General features: G+C 40.4%; 21 protein-coding genes. 10 read left to right on the top strand and 11 right to left on the bottom strand.

What is annotated here, in order from left to right; genetic code table 11:
* Positions 1-262 precede the first annotated feature (262 nt).
* A complete protein-coding gene (locus tag ACEYW6_RS29730; RefSeq protein WP_412982596.1) occupies positions 263-1,252 on the bottom strand; it encodes a helix-turn-helix domain-containing protein in 990 nt (329 codons plus the stop codon).
* Between the two features lie 728 nt (positions 1,253-1,980).
* Between ACEYW6_RS29730 and ACEYW6_RS29725 the strand changes: the two genes are divergently transcribed.
* A complete protein-coding gene (locus ACEYW6_RS29725; RefSeq protein ID WP_412982595.1) occupies positions 1,981-2,514 on the top strand; it encodes an isochorismatase family cysteine hydrolase in 534 nt (177 codons plus the stop codon).
* Positions 2,515-2,519: 5 nt separating this feature from the next.
* Here ACEYW6_RS29725 and ACEYW6_RS29720 read toward each other — a convergent pair whose 3' ends face one another.
* Complete coding sequence (locus ACEYW6_RS29720) at positions 2,520-2,753, bottom strand: GNAT family N-acetyltransferase (RefSeq protein WP_412982594.1); 234 nt, start codon at positions 2,751-2,753, stop codon at positions 2,520-2,522.
* 44 nt (positions 2,754-2,797) lie between these two features.
* Between ACEYW6_RS29720 and ACEYW6_RS29715 the strand changes: the two genes are divergently transcribed.
* Positions 2,798-3,181 (top strand): DUF2795 domain-containing protein, encoded by a 384-nt coding sequence (locus ACEYW6_RS29715; protein ID WP_412982593.1) that lies wholly within the window; start codon positions 2,798-2,800, stop codon positions 3,179-3,181.
* A gap of 38 nt (positions 3,182-3,219) precedes the next feature.
* Here the strand turns inward: ACEYW6_RS29715 and ACEYW6_RS29710 are convergent, their stop codons facing one another.
* Complete coding sequence (locus ACEYW6_RS29710) at positions 3,220-3,495, bottom strand: HU family DNA-binding protein (RefSeq protein WP_412982592.1); 276 nt, start codon at positions 3,493-3,495, stop codon at positions 3,220-3,222.
* A 170-nt stretch (positions 3,496-3,665) separates the two neighbouring features.
* Entirely contained in the window at positions 3,666-4,094 is a 429-nt protein-coding gene (locus ACEYW6_RS29705) for an MAPEG family protein (protein WP_412982591.1), read from the bottom strand.
* Positions 4,095-4,277: 183 nt separating this feature from the next.
* On the opposite strand from ACEYW6_RS29705, the gene ACEYW6_RS29700 reads away from it, so the two are divergent.
* A complete protein-coding gene (locus ACEYW6_RS29700) occupies positions 4,278-4,979 on the top strand; it encodes a LuxR C-terminal-related transcriptional regulator (RefSeq protein WP_412982590.1) in 702 nt (233 codons plus the stop codon).
* An 87-nt stretch (positions 4,980-5,066) separates the two neighbouring features.
* Here ACEYW6_RS29700 and ACEYW6_RS29695 read toward each other — a convergent pair whose 3' ends face one another.
* From ACEYW6_RS29695 to ACEYW6_RS29680, 4 genes are all read right to left on the bottom strand, one after another.
* Positions 5,067-5,519, bottom strand: coding sequence for a DUF1392 family protein (locus tag ACEYW6_RS29695; RefSeq protein ID WP_412982589.1), 453 nt, complete (start codon positions 5,517-5,519; stop codon positions 5,067-5,069).
* Between the two features lie 163 nt (positions 5,520-5,682).
* On the bottom strand, positions 5,683-6,171 hold the full coding sequence (locus ACEYW6_RS29690; RefSeq protein WP_412982588.1) for a TIGR00725 family protein: 489 nt from the start codon (positions 6,169-6,171) through the stop codon (positions 5,683-5,685).
* A gap of 124 nt (positions 6,172-6,295) precedes the next feature.
* Entirely contained in the window at positions 6,296-6,547 is a 252-nt protein-coding gene (locus tag ACEYW6_RS29685; RefSeq protein ID WP_412982587.1) for a UBP-type zinc finger domain-containing protein, read from the bottom strand.
* A 200-nt stretch (positions 6,548-6,747) separates the two neighbouring features.
* Complete coding sequence (locus tag ACEYW6_RS29680) at positions 6,748-6,939, bottom strand: hypothetical protein (protein ID WP_104899669.1); 192 nt, start codon at positions 6,937-6,939, stop codon at positions 6,748-6,750.
* Positions 6,940-7,146: 207 nt separating this feature from the next.
* On the opposite strand from ACEYW6_RS29680, the gene ACEYW6_RS29675 reads away from it, so the two are divergent.
* Positions 7,147-7,335 (top strand): hypothetical protein, encoded by a 189-nt coding sequence (locus ACEYW6_RS29675; RefSeq protein ID WP_412982586.1) that lies wholly within the window; start codon positions 7,147-7,149, stop codon positions 7,333-7,335.
* 20 nt (positions 7,336-7,355) lie between these two features.
* Here the strand turns inward: ACEYW6_RS29675 and ACEYW6_RS29670 are convergent, their stop codons facing one another.
* Positions 7,356-7,577, bottom strand: a complete 222-nt coding sequence (locus tag ACEYW6_RS29670; protein ID WP_412982585.1) for a hypothetical protein — start codon at positions 7,575-7,577, stop codon at positions 7,356-7,358.
* Positions 7,578-8,053: 476 nt separating this feature from the next.
* Between ACEYW6_RS29670 and ACEYW6_RS29665 the strand changes: the two genes are divergently transcribed.
* Positions 8,054-9,526: an FAD-binding domain-containing protein gene (locus ACEYW6_RS29665; protein WP_412982584.1), complete on the top strand. Its 1,473-nt coding sequence runs from the start codon at positions 8,054-8,056 to the stop codon at positions 9,524-9,526.
* A gap of 136 nt (positions 9,527-9,662) precedes the next feature.
* On the opposite strand, the gene ACEYW6_RS29660 is transcribed toward ACEYW6_RS29665, so the two are convergent.
* Positions 9,663-9,950: a Mo-dependent nitrogenase C-terminal domain-containing protein gene (locus ACEYW6_RS29660; protein WP_412982583.1), complete on the bottom strand. Its 288-nt coding sequence runs from the start codon at positions 9,948-9,950 to the stop codon at positions 9,663-9,665.
* Between the two features lie 518 nt (positions 9,951-10,468).
* On the opposite strand from ACEYW6_RS29660, the gene ACEYW6_RS29655 reads away from it, so the two are divergent.
* Positions 10,469-10,978, top strand: a complete 510-nt coding sequence (locus ACEYW6_RS29655) for a thiol-disulfide oxidoreductase DCC family protein (RefSeq protein ID WP_412982582.1) — start codon at positions 10,469-10,471, stop codon at positions 10,976-10,978.
* Between the two features lie 71 nt (positions 10,979-11,049).
* On the opposite strand, the gene ACEYW6_RS29650 is transcribed toward ACEYW6_RS29655, so the two are convergent.
* A complete protein-coding gene (locus tag ACEYW6_RS29650) occupies positions 11,050-12,093 on the bottom strand; it encodes a mevalonate kinase (RefSeq protein ID WP_412982581.1) in 1,044 nt (347 codons plus the stop codon).
* Positions 12,094-12,406: 313 nt separating this feature from the next.
* Here ACEYW6_RS29650 and ACEYW6_RS29645 point away from each other — a divergent pair, with 313 nt between their 5' ends.
* The 4 genes from ACEYW6_RS29645 to ACEYW6_RS29630 all read left to right on the top strand — a co-directional run bounded on the left by ACEYW6_RS29645 (position 12,407) and on the right by ACEYW6_RS29630 (position 16,287).
* Entirely contained in the window at positions 12,407-12,931 is a 525-nt protein-coding gene (locus ACEYW6_RS29645) for an isochorismatase family cysteine hydrolase (RefSeq protein WP_412982580.1), read from the top strand.
* A 78-nt stretch (positions 12,932-13,009) separates the two neighbouring features.
* Entirely contained in the window at positions 13,010-14,029 is a 1,020-nt protein-coding gene (locus ACEYW6_RS29640; protein WP_412982579.1) for an aldo/keto reductase, read from the top strand.
* 507 nt (positions 14,030-14,536) lie between these two features.
* A complete protein-coding gene (locus ACEYW6_RS29635) occupies positions 14,537-15,475 on the top strand; it encodes a pentapeptide repeat-containing protein (RefSeq protein ID WP_412982578.1) in 939 nt (312 codons plus the stop codon).
* A 59-nt stretch (positions 15,476-15,534) separates the two neighbouring features.
* Complete coding sequence (locus ACEYW6_RS29630; RefSeq protein ID WP_412982577.1) at positions 15,535-16,287, top strand: ISAs1 family transposase; 753 nt, start codon at positions 15,535-15,537, stop codon at positions 16,285-16,287.
* Positions 16,288-16,363 lie beyond the last annotated feature (76 nt).

Genomic DNA, 16,363 nt, shown 5'->3' with positions numbered 1-16,363 from the left:
TGTGTTTGCTAAAAAGACAATCTCAAACGAGTTTTCTACGATTCCAAGATACCTCTAGCAAGTTTTACTACGCTAGGAAGATACTGCTTAAGCATCCCCGCTGGAATAACTTGAACAAACATGAATTGGCGGGATCTGTCTGGTCAACACTGTTACGCATTGGGTCTTGAAGGTTTGTTCAAGTTATTTTTGCACGGGCCCCTAATGGTTAAAATTGGCGGCGTAGTCCACACGAGAGCAGTTATCAGGCAGGTGCAGTTCGTTAATATAATACTTCTGGTGGGGAAATATCAGATCCGACAGCCACACCAGTGTTAGTAGATTTAATCCCTGGTTTAACAGTAGGGGATTGTTGTTTTAACGATTGTAAAACAGAAGAAGAGTTATCTTGCTCATTTGATATATTGGTATTTGCTTGTTGCTGGGACATCAGAGCTAATCCTCCCATTGCACCAGCAAGAAGAGCTGTATAACCTACATATAAATGCGTCGGACGAATTTCCAATCCCATTCCTTTTTTAGATTGATCCGAAAAGGGCTGAGTTACTGGTATAGCTGCTAGGAATGGCAAAGAGGCAGCTAAAGCAATACCATTAAGTCCTAAAGCATCTCCATAACGTCGTATAAATCCACGTACAAAAATGTCATCTGATAATTCTTTCCAGTTGCCGTTTTCTAATGCCTCTATCAGCTCCGTTCGAATATGAGTGGAAAGCTGGATGTGATCCAAAGAAAGCCCTTTGGATTGACGGTTTTTTTGGAGTTGTTGCCCGATTTGACGTAAGCACACCATGCGTTCTTGGGCTGCAAGTTCAGCAAGTTTTGCAAGTTCTGCTTGAGAAATTCTCTGATGATTCAGCAATTGTAGTGATTTTTTCCACAGCGAATTTTCTGCTGTATTTTTAGATGGTTCTTCTCGGAGAGTGCAATGCTCCTGCTGTATCTCTGATGAAGAATTGACTGTTTCTGTGGCTTGCTTGGTATCTGTAACTGTTTCAACTTTTTGAGATTGTTGGGCAAATTGTTGAAATGCTAACCCGATCGCTTCTCTACCTACGGCTTTTAATAAATCTTGAGCCTGATCTGTTTGTTCACCTATTAACTTCTGCACAATTGCTAAAGCACGTCGATAAACTCCGCTACGATGCAGTTGTACTTCTATTTCTCCTAAAAGCGATCGCAACTGATCTTGAGAAATTTCAATATTCGGATTGTCCAGAAATTGCAAATAGTATACAGGAGTAGTAACCATTGTGAAAGCCTTTTAGATGAACTCAATCAAAGAAAGTTACAATCATCTCTTCACTATTTTTCCTAACTTCATCTTTGTTTTCCGGATGTTAATTGTATAATTTAAATTTTTTAATTGCTCATCAACACTGAAATAAGGCAGTAATAACCGTAGTCATGGTTTTAAAAATGATACTAGTATCTTTTTGAGAAAAAACCTTGAGTGCGTACCAAGAGTTAGTTCTAGAAGTGCTGCAACGTCGTCTACTATTGTTCAGTAAATTCCTTGAACTGTGCGTAAGCCTCCTTCCAAGCGGCTGAACCGCCTTTGTTGCACTGCCACAGCTAATTAATTTAAGGTAACTTTGAAGGTATTAGTGAAAATTCCAAACTGTCAAGTTTTATTTGTTGCTCAACTTGACAAATATAACGAAAAAGCCCTTTCTTTATTAAACCCAAGGGGCAACTTGGTATGAAATATTGTCTTGGCACGCCTGCTATTGGAAATAGCTAGCTACCCCAATAGCCCACATCAGAAAGGCTTTCGGCAATAAGAGAGAAAATCGATTGCTCTTAGGCGATGACTATGCTCCGTCTAGCGATTGCTGCTCTATCCCCAGATTTCCTTACTCCGCAACCTATCCCAGTAACCATGTCCTGTTGTCCGCCAGGGCATCCGCTCAAAGTCGCGGATGTCGTCTTTTATAATATTGTTTTATTTAACTTCGTAACTCTTAATCTAAATAAATTATGGCACCAATGAGGGAAATCCTTCTTGTAGTAGATATGCAAAATGGGTTTATGTCGGAGAAATGCAGACAGATTATTCCTACTGTCATTAAACTAATTGAACGATTTCTAGCGGCTGGTAAACTCGTTGAATTCACCAGATTTGTCAATACTACTAACAGTAATTATGTCAAGCTCATTCATTGGTCAAAGTTGATACATGAACCAGAAACGAGCATTATTGATGAACTTCAGCCATATATAAATAGTATTTTCGATAAACATTATTACTCTGCATTTACAGAGAACTTTTCGAGTTTTATTTTGATTAATCAAATCAAAAAAATATATCTTTGTGGAGTTGAAACTGATAGCTGTATTTTGAAGACAGCAATTGACTCTTTTGAGCGTGGTATTGAACCAGTCATTATCGAGGATGCTTGCTTTAGTGAAGGTGGTCAGCAAGCACATGATGCGGGTATTTTTTTGCTGAAACGTAATATAGGAAAAAACCAAATTCAGATGAGTGATGAGGTGATTGAGAAGATATCATAAGCTTCCTAAGCACACCGTTCGGCTTCTTTTATGATGTGTTCAAGAATGTTTGAGGCGACACCCCTACGTCGGTGAGTCTTGGCGGTACGCATTGATTTGATTTCACCACTTCTTGAATCTAGTTCTTTTGGTGCCCCACATCCTTTGTAATTATTCCCATCCCAAGCCGAAAAGAAAGTAATATTAGGCAACCGCAATGAGCATAATTGTGCAAGCTGACTTTTACTGATTTTTTTCACTCTCTTCAGTGAATCCACAGCGTCAGACCATAAGGAGATTTATTATGGCTAAACTGAATCCAGTACAGCTACAAAAAAATTTGAACCAAGTTAACTATCCCCTTAGCAAGAAAAACTTGGTTAAGTATGCTGAAGAAAAAGGTATTGACGAGAAAATCCTGCGAATCTTGAAGAAGTTGCCTTCAAAACAATATGAAACCCTGGCTGATGTGGCCAACTTAATTGATGAAATATTCATTACTAAAATCAGTCCAATACAATTAGAGAAAAACTTGATTGCAGTTAACTATCCACTCAGCAAAAAAGACTTGGTTAAGTATGCTGAGGAAAAAGGTGTTGATGAGAAAGTCCTGCGAGCCTTGAAATGGTTGCCTTGTAAACAGTATGAAACATTAGCTGATGTAGACAATGCAATCAATCAACAGTGATTGGATTAATACTAGTAAAGTAAATACATCTGTATTGGTTAAGGTGCTACTTTCTCCCGAAACTGTTTCCCAGCAGAAAACGCAGGCACTTTGGTCGCTGGGATAGTCATTGGCTCATTGGTTTTCGGATTACGCCCTTCGCGCTCTGAGCGATCGCGTCGCTCGAATGACCCAAAACCAATGAGCGTTACCTTATCCCCATTGGCTACAGCTTCGGTAACGATTGACAAAAAAGCACTAATGACTTCATCAGCTTGCTTTTTTGTGACGTTGGCTTTGGCTGCTACAGCATCCACTAATTCGCCTTTGTTCATAAATCATCCTGAAGCATTGCAAATAAGAGAAATCTAGCATTACCATCTCTGATTGGTAAAGGGTAAAAAGAAATAAATTTAGTAACTGCCCAGATAGGAAAGTCAGGGATATTCCCGCTAGGGAAAAAAGATGGTAATGTTCAAGGATGAGTCCAGAAGAAAAAGAGTATCTACCTACCAAAGTGGATAAGGGCTGCGCGGATGGCAATGAACCACAGCGCAAGCGTGGCAAATAGGTAGAGGTAGAACCGAAGCATGATCAGATTGAATGTGCAATGGACAGTACTATGCAATAGACGAAACACAACAAAGACCCACGCGGCGTTCACATATATTGTATCTACCTGTTTCGTGATGAACAGATATAGTACGAGCGCATAGAAAAGTACCGGAATCTCGAATAGGTTCTTGAAGTTATCTGATGGATTGGATACATTTGGTGGTGATATCTGCGCTAGTGCGCCGGGTACAGCAAGATCCTCTGGACGGATCTTTCTATCAGTAAAGAAACTGATACGGCGGATGTACATATACACCCAGACTATGAGTGTCAGAAAAACTGTTGCAAAGAAAGGACTGAAAATTGCTTCTTGTGGCATTTGTACCTCTTAAATTTGCTCATTCTGATTATGGATGTGCGATCAACTGCCTCATACAAAGGCGTATGAGCAATTTCCTTTCTTGAAACTCATGTCAAAGTGTTGTTGAGATTAAAGCTAATATAAGCTTAGTACTGCAATGCTTCTAGACCTCGAACGGGTACACTTGAGTCAACTTCACTTATGACAAGTCCGTTAAAGCTTCTTTTTGAAGCAATCAATCAAGCCCGTAGTGAGCATGATCTGCACTTGCAAGTCGTGCCAGGAATTGGTGAGTATTTTGCCGCCAAACGATGGAGAATTTTTTTCTTTGAGCAACTGCCCTTAGCCGATAGCAATCTTCAAAAAATTCTGAGAATTGCATTATCCATTGAACACAATCCCATAGCACGTTATCTAGTGGAGCGCCATGCACCTGTCCATGAAGCATTAGTGACATCACCAAAGGCTTGGAAAATCATCTGTCCCCGCCCCGATCATTGGCATGTGATGGCGGGGCCAATCATTAATCGCAATCAATTAGTTGGCATAGTGGGTTGCACCCGTGAAAAGTCAATGCCTGCCTTTGATACACAAAATCTAACCGATTTGAGCGCAATTTGCCTGCACTTATCTGTTTGGGCTACAACAGTTGGTTCACAAGAAATTTACCAAGGAAAGTCGCAGCACCAACCTTTTAAAACTGATCGCTTAACGTCTCGTGAGTTGCAGATTGCAGAATTGGTTGCTTTAGGGAAAACTAACGCAGAAATTGGTCATCAACTTTGGATCACTGAAAATTCTGTAAAGCAAGCCTTAAAGCGAATGTTTCGTAAGCTTCAAGTTTCGTCTCGTGCAGAGATGGTTGCACAACTTTTAGCTCCAAGGCATCATCATTTAAAGTAATTTACAACCCTGCTAGCTCTTGGCTATGGTTTTCGTGTGAAAGCTCGACGTTTACCCTTGTTGTACCTATTGGTTTTTTTACAATAGTCATACACCCACATTGACTAAATCAACATCAGCAAGCCATATTGTTCTGCTTTGGGCAGACACTTCTTCTAAAATTGGAGAGCGCCACTCTACCCCATAAAGCCAATTATCTTTGAGGCTAAAAATTCCTTGAATAATACGGCATGTCGGCTGTTCACCGAAATCAACCTCAACTATGTCCCCCAATTTAAAAGCTGGGGTAGAAACAGTGGACTTTTCTAGTACATTTGTTGGATGAAATTCTTGTTCAGCTAAGTAGAGAGTTTCATTCTGGCAAACAATTGCATAAATCCATTGCTGTCTTTCCCACTGAACACCACAGCAGTAGCCTGACAAGTCTGAGATTGGCAACAAAACTTTTTCTAACATTCTTACTGCTACTGGAGGCATGGTCTGACCCCACTCAGGAGAAATATGCCAACAGGATTCTAATGCGGTAATTTGGTTAATCATCTGGGAATGTAGTTCTCTTTTTTATACATACACTCACTTGCTTCAGTCTGATCCGGAATATAATTTAAATTTCGGTAAGTTAAGGCAACAGATGGGAATTCAAACCCAATCAATTCGAGAGCCTCCCAATTTGAGAAGACTTTACTGATACACTAATTCCTAACTAAGATAAAATTATTTTGGCAGTAGCGATTGCCTGCTCCACACTCTCCACAATATAAACATTTTCTGGCGACAGTTTTTTAAAGAAAAGTTTACTTTCTTCATCATTATTCAACAAAATTACTTGCTTATTTGCTTTCAAAGCTAGAGCAATTTCTGAAGCGGTTCCTGCACCCATTCCGCAAGCAATTACCAGATCACTGCTAAGAACGTTAATATTGTTTCTAGAATTACCCATGTCTGTGAAAATAGCAATATCCACCCAAGAGGACATACCATCCTGATTTTCACCTGGAAGAATACCAATAGTTAAACCATCAGCAGATTTGGCACCTTTACTTACTGCATCCATTACCCCTACATTTCTACCACCAGTGAGTAAAACCCATCCTTGTTTGGCAATAAATTGACCTAATATATAAGCATCTTGTAAATCATTTGCTGTCGCATTTTCTCCTCTCCCCATAACTCCAATAATAATTCTTCGCATAAAATTTCAGATGATACTGGTTTTGGGCAAAAAGTCAAAGCTTTCTCCTTAGAAGGGCGATTGGCTGAGAGGTTGGGAAGATAGCAATCACGCTCAAAGGGCAATGAAGCGCGTTTGCCTCACTTTAGTAGTTTTTTGCCTGCTCATCCAAAAAACACCATAACCACTGTTCTCCTAACTCAGCCGAGCTAATTACTGAATGTCCAGTTTTCTCGTAATGCCGTCGGGCATGTTGATGAGCAGAAGAATCACAGCACAACATCTTGCCACAACTTTGACAAATACGGAGATGCACCCAGTGACTGTTTATTAGGATACACTCTTCACAACGAAATACTGGGTAGTTTGCTTTAGAAATCAGAGTTTCCGTAGTCATATTGTCTAAATGTTCGCAACTCATAGAAATTTGAATGACACATTAATCAGAGTATAGATTAGTGCAGAGAAACTTCTATTTAATACAGCGATGGCTGCGCCAACGCCTGCCTTCTTGATGCCCGAATGCGAACAGCGCCTCAATTCTAGAGAAGGGCTGTAAGGCTTCTGCAAAGCTTTGCAATCAAACCAAAATTTTAATTAAATATCAATATTTATCTGTTCTATCTGTCTAGCAGCTTTATCCCAAAGCTTTGCAGAAGCCTCATCTTTCCAATGATTTCTGAGATTTTCTGCTTTTTTATGACTGATCCGTTCTAACATTTCTAGAACTGCGGCTAATGTTAATTGATCAACAATTGCCTCTAAAGACTCCATATATTCTTTTGTCATAACTAACCTCTTGAATAACTTTTAACCTGGCATTCCAGAGATTAGCAGTAGAAATGCTGCAACAATGGTAGCCTTGTTCATTATCTTATGTAATTTTACTCTGCAAATTCTATAATCACCTTTTAAGAGGAAATTGTGTGAAGCTGTAAGAGAATGAAGAATTAAACTTTCTTCTACTAATCAATTCTAACTTACATAATTGTAAATATGCCTTCAATTTCCTACAACCGCACCGATAGCCAGCAACCACAAAGCATTACCATTCAAGGTTATGTTGTCCGTCCCGGATTACACATTCTCACTTACAAGCAACTCAAGTTGCTACGAGAGCAAACACAGCATCATTCTCAGCTTGAACATTTAGTCAGCCAAGGCGTGATTAAGTTGACTGGTTAATAGTCGCCAGCACAAAAATTCTAACTCGCTACATCTAATTCCATTGTTGCTGGCTGTTGTTGCTCCTTGACAGCACCCAGTGACTCAATAAAAGCGTCAATTGCCTTGGCTGCTGATTGCTTACCTGTTTTCAACTTAGAAAGGACGTTTTCGCGTATTGCTAAATAATCTGGTAGGACTTGCTGCTCAACAGAAACAACCTCTTGTTTAGGTAGAGCAACTTCACCATTACGCTGATTCATTAAGCCTTTAATCTAGCTTCAAATCAGTCAAGTTGCCACTAATTCAATTCTAACGCACACATACCTTGGCTTATAATGCTGTTTTTGGAGTCTTAATATTTTCAACTTCTAGTTCTAACTGTTGGGATAAATTTGTCGAAGATGCCTTTTCCAAAATGGGCTTTTCTATTTTTCTGATCAGTTCCATATCTATCTAAATTTGACAAATCTACTATTACAAAAAGTTGATTGTTGAATCTGAAGAGTTCAAGAGTTAGTGGAAAGAATTAATATTGATATCTGACTTTATAATTACCTACTTTTCAGACTGCTTACAAGTCGTTAAAACTAGAACTTACTTGTTCGGTTCGCTGCACTGTCTAAAGTCAGCGCAGTGAGGATAGATTACATCTGGCTATAGATACTCAACTTCGACAGCAAAATCACTCATTGGTACAAATGTATTATAGTGATAGTAAATTAAACTATGCACCTTTATGCATCTTCTATGGTTTCGTCGAGATTTGCGTTTAACTGATAACGAAATTGTCACCTCTTCATCTGGTAATGATGCAAGGGTTCTGCCATTCTTCATTATTGACCCTTGGTTTTATACCTGGGCTGATGTCGGAAACAAGAGAGTCCGCTTCTTGTTTGAGTCTTTGGAAAATCTCGACTCAAATCTGCAAAAGTTAGGTAGTCGGTTGTACTTATTTGAAGGTAATTCTACAGACATCGTGCAAGAGTTGACTAAGCAGTTAATCATTGCAGGATATAGCCCCAAACTTTTCTTTAACCGTGATGTGCAGGTAGAATATGGTATCAGCAGGGATAAAACTATAGTTGATTTCTACAAGCAGTTAAACCTTGATTACCACATTGGACTAAACAACTTTCTGCAATTAGCAGAGCAACGTGATGAGTGGTTTAACGAATACTATACCTATCAAAGACAATCCCAGCATAAAACACCAGCAACTATTAATACACCTCTAATCACACTCAATCTACCACAGCTGACATTTAAAGAACTTAAACAAAAATACCATCGTTTTTGGGCAGTAGAGAAAGTTTATTTTCCAGGGGGCGAAACACAAGCACAAGCTAAACTAGACTCTTTTCTCAGAAAAAGATACTCTGGCTACCATTGGAAACTTTCTCGCCCAATGCTCTCACAGCTTGGGGCAACATCTCATTTATCACCACACTTAACTTTTGGGAATATTTCAACTCGCACTATTTACCAAAGTACTAAAGCCTCAGCAGAAGAATTAAAAGCTCAACCCAAAGCAGAATTTTCCCTCAAAACATTTCGAGACCGTTTGCGTTGGCATGATAGTTTTACTGGGCGGCTCTATTTCCATCCAGAAATTGCTTACACTAACCGTTATCCAGAATTTGATCAACTATATACCCCATCAGCGTTATCAGGAGCAAAACAAGAATTATTTCAGGCGTGGCAACAAGGAATGACAGGCTTTCCATTGGTTGATGCCAGTATGCGACAACTCAAAACAATGGGTTGGATGAATTTTCGGATGCGGGCAATGTGCGCGACATTCCTAACTATCAATTGTGGGATTTCATGGCATCAGGGAGCTAAACACTACATGAACTATTTAGTAGATGGAGATTTAGCAATTAATAATTGGCAATGGCAGATGCAAGCTGGTGTAACTAATCCACTTAGCGATACTTTCCGCATCTATAACCCGTCAAAGAATATTGCCGAAAAAGACCCTCAAGGAGACTTTATTTCCCACTGGATACCGGAACTACTGGGCTACAGTTTACCAGAAATTGAACAGGGTAAATACATTGACACTAGTAACTATCCTAAAACGATTCTAGATTGGTCAAAGACGCGTAAAGTTAATGGTAAAGTTGTTTCTGACTTACGGAAGCAAACCAAACAGCGATTGTTAAGCCAAGGTGGAGATGAATACAATAGTGCAATCGCTGCCAAATAAACAGTTGAAAAATACTGGCAGCATAAAGACAGAGAGTACAAAGAATATCAACAAAAGCTTACTGAGGCGCAAGAGTAAAGCATTATCTAGATTTTCAACCAAGCTCCTCTCTCTTTTTACTAAATAAAATCACCATTCAACAATACTTTGTCGCGTCTTCGCCACATTCATCTACTAAATACAACAAACACTTATAACGAAGACCAATTATTTGTTCATAGAGAGGATTGATTTTACATAATGGGGGAATGTGAAAAAGTGTCCGCCCTAAAATTGATATAGTTCTTTCAAAAGGACAGTGAGATGGAATTAGCTTACATAATAGTCTGGCTAATTTGGGATTATGAATTTCTAATATTTCAACCTGATAACGGATCTGGTTTAATAAGCTGTTATTTAAATGGTCTTGCGTAGGTAAATTCATATATCAACTCTCTTTCCCGAAATCTGTTCCTCTAAAATGACAGTTATCTTCAGAGAAAAACATCGTAAATTTACGAAACTATTCCCTCGCTTCAAGAAAGCTAATTGAAATCTCAGTAAAATTCCCTAAAATCTCAAATAAGTAAGCAATTGTATTTTATATAACAAATATTACGAGCAAAGCTAGTGTCTAAGGAAGCAGGAGCGTAATCTTTACTTTAAGGGGCTACGCAAATGTTTACGCACCTCTTGCTTCTGTAACGATTACTATTTTCTACTTTGAGTGTTTAGCGTCAAAAATCAAAACTGCGATCGCTTTATACAACATCTGCAATTCAACAGTCACATTTCCCCTAACATTGCCATATCCTGTCTTGAGAACTTATTGGTTTTGGAATTACGCCCTTCACGCTAGTAGCGATGCCGAAGGCGGCAAGCTACGCGTCGCTTAGGCCAAACCCTATAATTCCAGAGGCGTTACGCTTGATACAAGGAAATAAACTTAGTTAAGATCCCAAAATGTCCTCACCACAAATCCAATCCTACGGTTGTAACAACTCTCTAGACCAGCCTTTATCCACTCTGCCGTCGTGGAAAATCAAACTGCTGTATGACGGCCAATGTCCCTTGTGTCTGCGTGAGGTTAACTTTTTGAAAAAGCGGGACGCGGGTCGAGGGCTGGTGGTGTTTGTAGATATTGCAGCTGATGACTACAATCCCCAAGCAGATGGCGGTGTTGATTATGAAACTGCAATGGGGCGTATTCATGCTGTGTTGCCAGACGGAACGCTAGTTAAAAATGTTGAAGTTTTCCATCGCATTTACGAAATTCTGGGGATGGGTTGGGTCTATGCTGCAACTTCCTTACCAGTTATCGGTGCTATTGCCGACTTCCTATATGGAATTTGGGCTGATTGGCGACTTTTTCTAACAGGACGACCAGATTTAGCGACTATTGTACGAGAGCGTTCTTTTCGACTTGCTTGCAAGACCCAAAGCCGTTGTCGCTTAATGGATGAAGATGACTAAGCCCAGTTTCATAATAATTAAAGAAACTCAACTTTCGTCCCTGAGCATCACTTGCTTAATCATGGGAGTTGTTAGCTTGAGATAGTTAACTGTAACGCTTGCATTTGAGGAAAATCACGCTTAATAATTTCGATAGTTTTTCTTTGACTCTCTTGATTTTTAACTATCAGTTGTGCAGTGCCATCGCCCTGAGAACCCACACCTTTGCCTCCGAAGATATAAGGCTCAAGAGGTTGGTGATGGAGAAGCTGATGCAGCTTTTTTGCAGTTAATTGCTCAGGACAAGCTGGAACTACGTGCAGATCAAATTCTGCTTGTGCTTTTGTCATTAAAGCTCCAAGAAGTTGAGCATCTCCGAGTTGTATTGCTTCAACTGCTGCCTGGGTAATTTCAGAGCTAATAGAACCAAAATATTTTTGGACATTTTGCTCTATTGAATTAGTAGCGAAAGGATAACACTGATTCAATCGTCTTAGTATTTCTTGTGTGTTTTTACTCCCGCCGAGATCCACAATCACAAAAAACAAATCCTCACTCACTTTCAATTCGAGTAGGTCGATTTTTTCACCATCAAATATCATCAATATTGGGCGATTTCCATAAGCACAAGCCTGATCCATACGACCACAAAGGCTAGGAGTAGTTCTTTCTCCCAGATAGGCAAACTCCATTTCTGAACGAATTGTCATTTTCAAGTCATACAGACGATTAAAAGCCCTCGCAATCAGAACGCAAAAGGCAGCACTCGAAGATAATCCCTTTTGGATGGGTAAGTCGGTTAGATAATTATCAACCTCAAGTCCGCCGACACCATAGTGAGTCAGAAATTGATAAGCTGTACCAGCAGCATAACTAAAAAAACCGCCTTCTTTGGCTATGGACTTAAGAGTATTAGATTCCATAGGTAATTTGAGTGGTTTATAACTCCTGCCATCATTGAGAGAAGCACGAATAATTAATTCAGAATTAGGCAAGACATTGGCATAAATTCCTTGATTAGTACCAACAATTAAGGTGTAGCCCTTTTCGAGAAGAGGATTAACACTGCGATATTCTCCTGCCCAGTCTGTGTGTTCTCCAAACAAACAAAGACGACCCGGAACAAAAATTCTCATTTTAACTTTCCTGTTCTTAATCGAGGTATGTTATCCTGATTAGCTTGAATAAACAACACGTTACTCATCGCTCCAATTGCCCACATCAGCAGGGCTTTCGGCAATAAGAGAAAGAATCGATGGGAGGCGATGACTACGCTCCGTCTAGCAATCGCTACTTTCTCCATCCCCAGATTTCCTTACTCACTACCCCATCACCAGCAATCACGTTCTGTGGGCCACCAAGGAAGAAACTCAAAATTGCGGATGCCGTCTTTTATAATATTGTTTTATTTAATGTATTAACTCTTAATCTAAATAAATTCTGGCACAAATGAGCGAAATACTTCTTGTAGTAGATATGCAAAATGGTTTTATGCCTGAAAAATGCAGACATATTATTCCTACTGTCATTAAACTAATTGAGCGCTTTTTAGAGGCTGGTAAACTCGTTGAATTCACAAAATTTATCAATACTGCTGACAGTAATTATGTGAAGTTAATTCATTGGTCAAGCTTGATACATGAACCAGAAACGAGCATTATTGATGAACTTCAGCCATATATACATAATATTTTTGAGAAACCTTATTACTCTGCATTTACGGAAAGTTTTTCGAGTTTTATTTTGATTAATCAAATCAGCAAAATATATCTTTGTGGAGTTGAAACTGATAGCTGTATTTTCCAGACAGCAATTGACTCTTTTGAGCGCGGTATTGAACCAGTAATTATCGAGGATGCTTGCTTTAGTGCTGGTGGTCAGCAAGCGCATGATGCAGGTATTTTCTTACTCAAACGTAATATCGGAAAAAACCAAATTCAGATGAGTAATCAGATTCTTGAGAAGATATCATAAGCTGTTCCACAGAAACTATCCATTGTGAGAAAATGTTCACTTGACTTCAAATAGGCACGGCTTCAAGGAGTAACAGCGATGGAAACGCGATTTTTAGGAAAGTCCGGTCTTAAGATTTCGGTTCTCAGTTTCGGTACAATGACATTCGGTGGTAGCGACTTCTTCCAAGAAATTGGGACGACTCAGGTAGATGAGGCGCAACATCTGATTGATATTTGCCTTGATGCAGGTGTCAACATCTTTGACACAGCAGATGTTTACTCGAATGGACTTTCTGAGGAGATTCTTGGTAAAGCTCTCGGAAAGCGTCGAAGTGACATAATTATTGCAACCAAGGCTTATGGTCGTATGGGAAAAGGAGCAAATGATACTGGATTGTCACGTTATCATCTGATTCGAGCCTGTGAGGAGAGCCTACGTCGATTAAACACAGATTACATCGACCTCTATCAAGTTCATGGTTTCGATGCTCTAACTCCACTAGAAGAAACGCTTCGCGCCTTAGATTCACTTGTACGTAGTGGCAAAGTTCGCTACATTGGCTGCTCTAATTATTCAGCTTGGCATTTAATGAAGGCGCTGTCTGTATCAGAGCGTTTGAACTTGGAGCGCTATGTGTCACAACAGGTTTATTACTCACTTGTGGCGCGAGAGTTGGAATTTGAACTAATTCCTCTAGGTTTAGATCAAGGTGTGGGTATCTTGGTGTGGAGTCCGCTCGCTTTTGGTTTCCTCTCAGGTAAGTATCGTCGTGGTCAGTCCCAACCGGAGGGGACGCGACGAGCAAAAATCGGTGATATTGGCACTGTCAGTGACCTGGAAAAGGGATACGACATTGTGGAAGTTCTGCACGAAGTGGCTAATAACCGTGGTGTCAGTGTTGCTCAAGTCGCACTCAACTGGCTATTACGTCAGTCTGGTATTACATCCGTTATTATCGGAGCGCGGAATGAACAACAACTTCGAGACAACCTTGGGGCTGCTCAGTGGGAGTTAACATTAGAAGAAGTAAATCGGCTCAATCAGGTTAGCGCGATCGCGCCAATCTATCCTTACTGGCATCAGCGAAAGTTTGGAGCTGAACGCATTCCACAATAAAAATATCCCAGTTGCGATCGCATGAAGGCAGTGAGCTTGGTGCGATCGCTCCCTATCTGTAAGTCCTAGCCCAATCGAGGAAAATCACAGGTAGACAGTAGAGAAGCGGATGCCGCCTACAATACGCTGGCTTGTGCTGACTTCTAACCTTTATAATGCCAACTTCAAGATTATTCGTTTTTTGCGTAAAGCACGAAACTTGAGGTGAATAATATTATATAACGGTATCTACTATGGATAAACTGGGGACAACATTAATTGTCTCCTATACAATTTACTTCTATCAAAAACTGCTCTAGGTTTCGTCTGGGGCAGTTTTATACTGCACGGTAGAAGCTAGATTCAGAATTGCACCCAATGGTGAATCATCTAACAGTAGCCAGTAGCAATCGAAATTCTGGTACAGCCCATTATTTACTCGCTTCTGGAGAAATATTGCCCTAAATCCCGGAAAAGCGCATATCCTAGATATATTTTGTATAAATCCTTACTTTTAACAGCCCAGCCATGCCCCAAGACTTTTCCGGTCAAAATCTCAGAGGTCGTTCTTTTCGAGGTAAGAACTTGGCTGGGGCTAACTTTAGTGGTGCGGATATTCGAGGAGCAGATTTTACGGGTGCTATTTTAAGGGAAACTAATTTTAGCAATGCAAAAGCTGGACTGCAAAAGGGTTGGGCTAGTTTTCTAGTTTGTGTTTCGTGGTTGCTCTCTGGAATTTCAGGATTTTTCTTAGCCATCACTGGAGGCTTGATAGTTTCTGTATTTAATAGCTCAACTTTAGAGACTAAGGTTTCAGGCTGGACTGCCTTAGTCGTTGCCCTCATCGGAGTCGTCACCCTCGCCTTAGCCTTCGTTTTCACCGTCGCTCTCGTTGTTGCCTTTGCTTTAGCCTTGGATTTAGCCGGGGCCTTTTCCTTTGCCGTCGCCGTCGCATTAGCCATTACCTTAGTGGTTGTCATCGCTCTCGTCATCGCCTTAGTCTTCGCCTTTTCCTCCGCCGTCGCCTTGCCCTTCGCCATTACCGTTGCTGTTGGACTCGTCGTCACTGTCGCATTAGGACTGGACTTAGCCAAAGCCTTAACCTTCGCCATTGCCTTGGTCTTCGCCGTCGCTGGAGCCGTTGCTGGAGGCTTAGTTTTCGCCATTGCCTTGGTTTTCATCTTAGCTAGAAGTGGAGCCGAATCCATCATCTTCCTCGCAGCGGCAGGTTTGTCCTTCGTCGTCACCTTCGCCATCGCTTTTACCGTAGCTATACTTAGTATTTACATTGCTAAGAGGGCAATGAAAGGAGATGAAAAATACGCCATTATTCGCAACATTGCTGTTGCTTTTGCAACCTTTGGTGGTACAAGCTTTCGCAGCGCTGATTTAACTGATGCTAATTTTACGGGAGTCATACTTAAAAGTACGGATTTTAGAAAAGCTATTCTGACTCGTACTTTTTGAGTGAGAATACCCATGTGTGAACAAGTTGAATCTACGCTTGGGACTTTAAAAATAATCAGATGCGAAAGAAAAAGTTTTTTTGTTGGTTCTTAAGCTTTGTTGCGATTAACAGTAATTTAGATGCGTTTGCCCTGATCTCTGGCTGTATCATTACTATTGATGCGATGGGTACGCAGAAATCGATTGCTGAGAAAATTATAGCGGCTTCTTCTAATTACATTTTGAGCCTGAAAGATAATCATCCTACGCTGCATCAACAAGTAAAGAATTGGTTTGAAAAAGCTAAGGAACTGGACTTTAAAGGTATTGATGTGAGTATTAATCAACGGCTAGAAAAAGGACATCACCGCATTGAGAATCGCTTAGTTTACACTGTGCCAGTGTCACAACTTCCTGGACTTCATGAACTAGATTTATGGCCAGGACTGACGACAGTGGTAATGGTAGTACGTTCGATTCAGCATTGGAATAAAACTACCCACGAGGTGCAATTTTACATTACTAGTCTCCTCAGTGATGCTAACAAGATTGGTAGCGCAATCCGAGAGCATTGGGGGATTGAAAATTCTGTTCATTGGACATTGGATGTCACTTTTGGTGAGGATGAAAGTCGGATTCGTTCTCTGCACAGCCCGCAGAATTTTGCTTTGCTACGTCGGATTGCTCTCAATGCCTTAGAACGAGAAACATCTTTTCGTCGCAGTCTTCGCCAAAAATCACGGCGAGCCGCGATGAATGATCAGTATATGGTTTCTGTCTTGGCAGCGGCTCTCCCAAACTCAACACGGGAGCTAGAATCCACCTGTCAATAGGGTTTGAGATGCGCTAACCCTGGATCTGAAAGCTGATTGCTCTCTAAAATCGGCTGACCCAAAAGTATGCAACATT

The organism is Nostoc sp. UIC 10607, from assembly GCF_047228265.1.
In the GTDB taxonomy this organism is placed as follows: Bacteria; Cyanobacteriota; Cyanobacteriia; order Cyanobacteriales; family Nostocaceae; genus Nostoc; species Nostoc foliaceum_A.
This window is presented reverse-complemented; position numbering and strand designations above follow the sequence as displayed.